The organism is Streptomyces sp. NPDC058157 (assembly GCF_042884105.1).
Lineage (GTDB): Bacteria > Actinomycetota > Actinomycetes > Streptomycetales > Streptomycetaceae > Streptomyces.
In genome coordinates, this window is sequence record NZ_JBHVUQ010000338.1 from 1 (window position 1) to 4,432 (window position 4,432).

At 76.7% G+C, this 4,432-nt stretch carries 4 protein-coding genes; 3 read left to right on the forward strand and 1 reads right to left on the reverse strand.

What is annotated here, in order from left to right; all coding sequences use genetic code 11:
• The first annotated feature begins 213 nt into the window (after nt 1-213).
• Nucleotides 214-1,104, forward strand: a complete 891-nt coding sequence (locus ACFVXK_RS37240) for a TIGR01777 family oxidoreductase (RefSeq protein ID WP_389621397.1) — start codon at nt 214-216, stop codon at nt 1,102-1,104.
• 195 nt (nt 1,105-1,299) lie between these two features.
• Nucleotides 1,300-2,550 (forward strand): FAD-dependent oxidoreductase, encoded by a 1,251-nt coding sequence (locus ACFVXK_RS37245; protein WP_389621400.1) that lies wholly within the window; start codon nt 1,300-1,302, stop codon nt 2,548-2,550.
• Between the two features lie 86 nt (nt 2,551-2,636).
• On the opposite strand, the gene ACFVXK_RS37250 is transcribed toward ACFVXK_RS37245, so the two are convergent.
• Entirely contained in the window at nt 2,637-4,076 is a 1,440-nt protein-coding gene (locus tag ACFVXK_RS37250; protein WP_389621403.1) for a regulator, read from the reverse strand.
• A 174-nt stretch (nt 4,077-4,250) separates the two neighbouring features.
• On the opposite strand from ACFVXK_RS37250, the gene ACFVXK_RS37255 reads away from it, so the two are divergent.
• A partial coding sequence (locus tag ACFVXK_RS37255; RefSeq protein ID WP_389621406.1) for a hypothetical protein occupies nt 4,251-4,432 on the forward strand: 182 nt, incomplete at its 3' end.

The window sequence follows — 4,432 nt, forward strand, 5'->3', positions numbered from 1 at the left end:
GGCGGGGCTATAAATAGCCCCGCCGGCGTTTGAGGCGACGGGCGCGGAGCGCACGTACGGGGTCCGGGGCTTGCCCCGGGGAACGGGCGAAGGGCGGGTAGGGGACCTCGCCCCGCGCAGCGGCGCACCACCCGCAGCCGGCCGCCGGCCCCGCCCAGGCCCGGCGGCGCCGAGTCGCGCGAGCGGCGCCTCGAAAAGGGCCACACTGCCCCCATGCGCATCGCCATCACCGGATCCTCCGGACTCATCGGTCAAGCCCTGCTCCGCTCCCTCCACGCCGACGGCCACGAAACCGTCCGCTTCGTCCGCCGCGCCCCCGCCGCCCCGGACGAGGCCCGCTGGGACCCCCGGGCCGGATACGTCGACCCCGTCGGGCTGCGCGGGGCCGACGCCGTGGTGCACCTCGCCGGGGCGGGGGTCGGGGACCACCGGTGGACGGACGCCTACAAGAAGGAGATCCGCGACAGCCGGGTACTCGGCACCGCCGCCCTCGCACGCGCGCTCGCCGCGATGGACGGGCCGCCGGCCGTGTTCGTGTGCGGGTCCGCCGTCGGGTACTACGGCGACACCGGCGACCGGGCCGTCGACGAGTCCGCCCCCGCCGGCACCGGGTTCCTGCCCTCCGTCTGCGTGGAGTGGGAGGCGGCCGCCGCCCCCGCGCAGGACGCCGGCATCCGGACCGTGTTCGCCCGCACCGGGCTGGTGGTGGCCGCCGAAGGCGGGGCGTGGGGGCGGCTGTTCCCCGTCTTCCGGGCCGGGATCGGCGGCCGGCTCGGCGACGGGCGGCAGTACTGGTCGTACATCTCGATGCACGACGAGATCGCCGCCCTGCGCTTCCTGGCCGAAACCCCGGGCCTGTCGGGGCCGTTCAACCTCACCGCCCCCGAGCCGCTGACCAACCGCGAGGTCACCGCCGCGATGGGCCGCGTCCTGCACCGGCCGACGCTGTGTACCGTCCCCGCGCCCGTGCTGCGCGTCGTTCTCGGGGAGTTCTCCCAGGACGTGCTGGGCAGCCAGCGGGTCAGGCCGGCCCGCCTGCTGGAGGCCGGGTTCACCTTCGCCCACCCCGGGATCGAGGAGGCCATCAGGGCCGCCCGGGCCTGACCCCGCCCTCCGCCCGGTCGGTCCGGGCGCTGGTCCGGCGCACTCCCCGTCCGCGTGCGACCGGTTGTGACCCGCATGCGACCGCCGTGCGACCGGAGTTGTGCGCAATACCGCGCCGGACTCGGGTTCTCCTGGAGTCCGTTGGGGGAAGAAGGATCCCCACACAGCCGCCGCGCCGACCTCGGGGAGGGGCACGTGCTCAGCAGCGACGTCGTCATCGTAGGAGCCGGAGTCTCAGGACTCGCGGCCGCGCACCACCTGATCGCCGCCGGGGTCAGCGTCAGCGTCCTGGAGACCGCCGACGACCCCGGCGGACGCATGGCCACCGCATCCGCCGACGGCTTCCGCCTCGACCGGGTCGGCCAGCTCCTCAACACCGCGTACACCGAACCCGCCCGCACCCCGGGCCTGGAGGGGCTGACCCTGCGCCCCTTCGCGCCCGGGGTCCTGGTGCACGGCGCCGACGGCAGGCGGCAGCGCGCCGGGGCCCTGACCCCCGCCCGCGCCCTGGCCACCGGCTCCCTGGACCAGGCCCGGCTCAGCGCGGCCCTCGCCCGCCTCGCCGCGCTGCCCCCGGACCGCCTGCTCGCCCGGCCCGAACGCACCGCCCACGCCGCCCTCGGCTCCCGCGGCCTGCCCCCGCGCACCGTCAACGGGATCCTGCGGCCCCTGCTCTCCGCGCTGCTGCGCGACCCGGAGCTCACCACCTCCAGCCGCGTCGCCGACCTCGCGCTGCGCACCTTCGCCCGCGGCCGGCTCGCCGTGCCCGAGGGCGGCGCGGCCGCCCTGCCCGACCTGCTCGCCGCCGGCCTGCCGCCCGGCACGGTACGCACCGGGATCCGGGTGCGGTCGGTGGCGACCAACCTCGTCACCACCGAGGAGCACGGCGACTTCGCCTGTCGTTCCGTCCTCCTCGCCACCGGCGCCCGCGCCGCGGCCGAACTGCTCCCCGGACTGCGGGTGCCCGATTTCCACGAGGTCACCGTCATCCACCACGCGACCCCCGAACCCCTGCCCTGGGACGGCTCGCTGCTCCTGGACGCCGACCCGAAGTGGCCCCTCGCCCACACCACCGTGATGAGCGCCGTCGACCCCGTCCGGGCCCCGGCCGGCCGCAGCCTGGTCACCACCACCGTCCACGGCCCCCCGCCGCCCGCCCGCACCGTCGCGTCCCGCCTGGCCCGGCTCTACGACACCGCGACCCGGGACTGGGAGCTGCTGGCCGTCCACCACACCCCCGAGGCCGTCCCGGCCATGCCCCCGCCGCACGACCGGCAGCGGCCCGTACGGGTCCTGGCCGGGCTCTACGTCTGCGGCGACCACCGCGACTCCAACACCGTCCAGGGCGCCCTGCACTCCGCCCGCCGCGCCGCCACGGCCCTGCTGCGCGACTTCGGCATCCCCCTCCAGAGCCACCCGGAACCGGTCCTCCCGGTGGCGGCCTGAGGCAGGCGCGCGGCCCGGCCCCGCCCGGGACCGGGCCGCTGCGCTGCGCGCGCTCCGGCCGAGCGGTGCGAGGGGCGCGTCGAGAATCACGACAACGCGGCCACCCGGTCCCGGTACGTCCGCACCGCCGAGGCGTCCCGGTACGGCTCCAGGCGGCGTTCGAAGTCGCGCACGTACTCCACCGCCCGCACCGACCGCATCTCGCTCGCCTGCTGCGCCGCTTCCGCCCCCAGCGCGCACGCCTGCTCCAGCTCGCCCAGCCCCAGCCGGGCCGTCGCCAGCACCACCCGGCAGAACAGCCGCGAGCGCGCGTACCCCGGCGAGCGCAGCTGGAGCGAGCGCTCCGCGTGCTGGGCCGAGGCCCGGTACTGCTGGAGGTCGCGGTGGCAGTGCCCGAACTCGTCCGCCAGCTGCCCCTCGTCGAAGGCCCGCGCCCAGTGCGGCACGTCGTCCCCCGGCCGGGCCGCGCCCAGGGACCGCTCGGCCCGTACCAGCGAGGCCGTCGCCGCCCGGACCTCGCCCAGCACCGCGTGCCCGCGCGCCTCCGCCGCGTGCAGCAGCGACTGCACCACCGGCGGCGGGCCCGAGCCCACGCCCTGCTGGGCGACCCGGGCCAGCTGCACCGCCTCCCGGCCGTGCCCGAGGTAGACCGCCTGGCGGCTCATCGTCACCAGCACGTACGACCCGTAGGGCCGGTCCCCGGCGGCCTGCGCCAGCCGCAGCGCCTGGACGAAGTACCGCTGGGCCAGCCCGTGCGCGGCGATGTCGTACGAGGTCCAGCCCGCGAGCCGGGTCAGGTCGGCGGCGGCCGAGAACAGCCGGCGCCCGGTGGTCTCCCCGTACGTGCCGCGCAGCATCGGCTCGGCCTCGTGCTCCAGGTAGCGCACCAGGGCCTGGCGCGCGTGCCCGCCGCCGTAGGTGTGGTCCAGGGTGCGGAACAGCTCGCTGACCGACCGCAGCGCGGCGATGTCACCGCCCGTGACCCGCTGCCCGGGCCCCCGGTCGATCTGCCGCTGCCGGGGCACGGTGGTGCGGCCCTGGGAGGGGACCCGGGCCGCGGCGGGGTCCGCGCCGCGGCCCACCCGCTCGTCGGGCCGCCCGATCAGCCAGTCGCGGCTGGGCACCACCAGCCCGGCCGGGGTGAAGGCGATCTTGCGCAGCTCGGCGTGCGAACCGGAGTCCTTGCGCCACAGCCCGCTCGCGATGTCCACGGCCTCCTCCGGGGTGGCCGCGAACTCCAGCCCCGCGTACACGGGGGCGCACGCGTCCAGGCCCAGGTCCTGCGCCGACAGCCGCCGCCCGAGGCGCCTGGTGAAGACCTCCGCGATCAGCGCGGGCGTGGTGCCGCGGGGCTGCTGGCCGCGCAGCCACCGGGTCACGGAGGTCTTGTCGTACCGCAGATCCAGCCCGTGCTCCAGCCCCAGCTGGTCGACGCGGCGGGCGAGCCCGGCGTTGGAGAACCCGGCTTCCGCGATCAGCGCCGCGAGCTGCCGGTTGGGGACGCGCTGGGCAGGTCGTTCCGTCATCGGCTCCACGGTTCCCGTACGTGACGGACCGGAGTCCCGGCCCTGTGAACGGCGTGAATGTAGCGGCCAACTCCGCCTCTGCCGCCCTCTCTGCCCCACATTCATCCGATCGTGTGCAGAATGCGTGGGGCTCTTTACGGACTGGTCCACGACCTCCGCGTAAGCTGCGCCCCCATGAGCCGCCGACCTCACGGGGCGCATCCGCCCGACGCGCACGCGAACCCGCAGCCCGGCGCCCCACTGCCCGCCCCCGAGCTGACCGAGGGGCAGTGCCGCCGCTGCGGCACCCACATCGCGGGACTGGACGGGCGCTACGCCTGCGGGGTGTGCGGCTGGGTCAACGACCACTCCGAGGG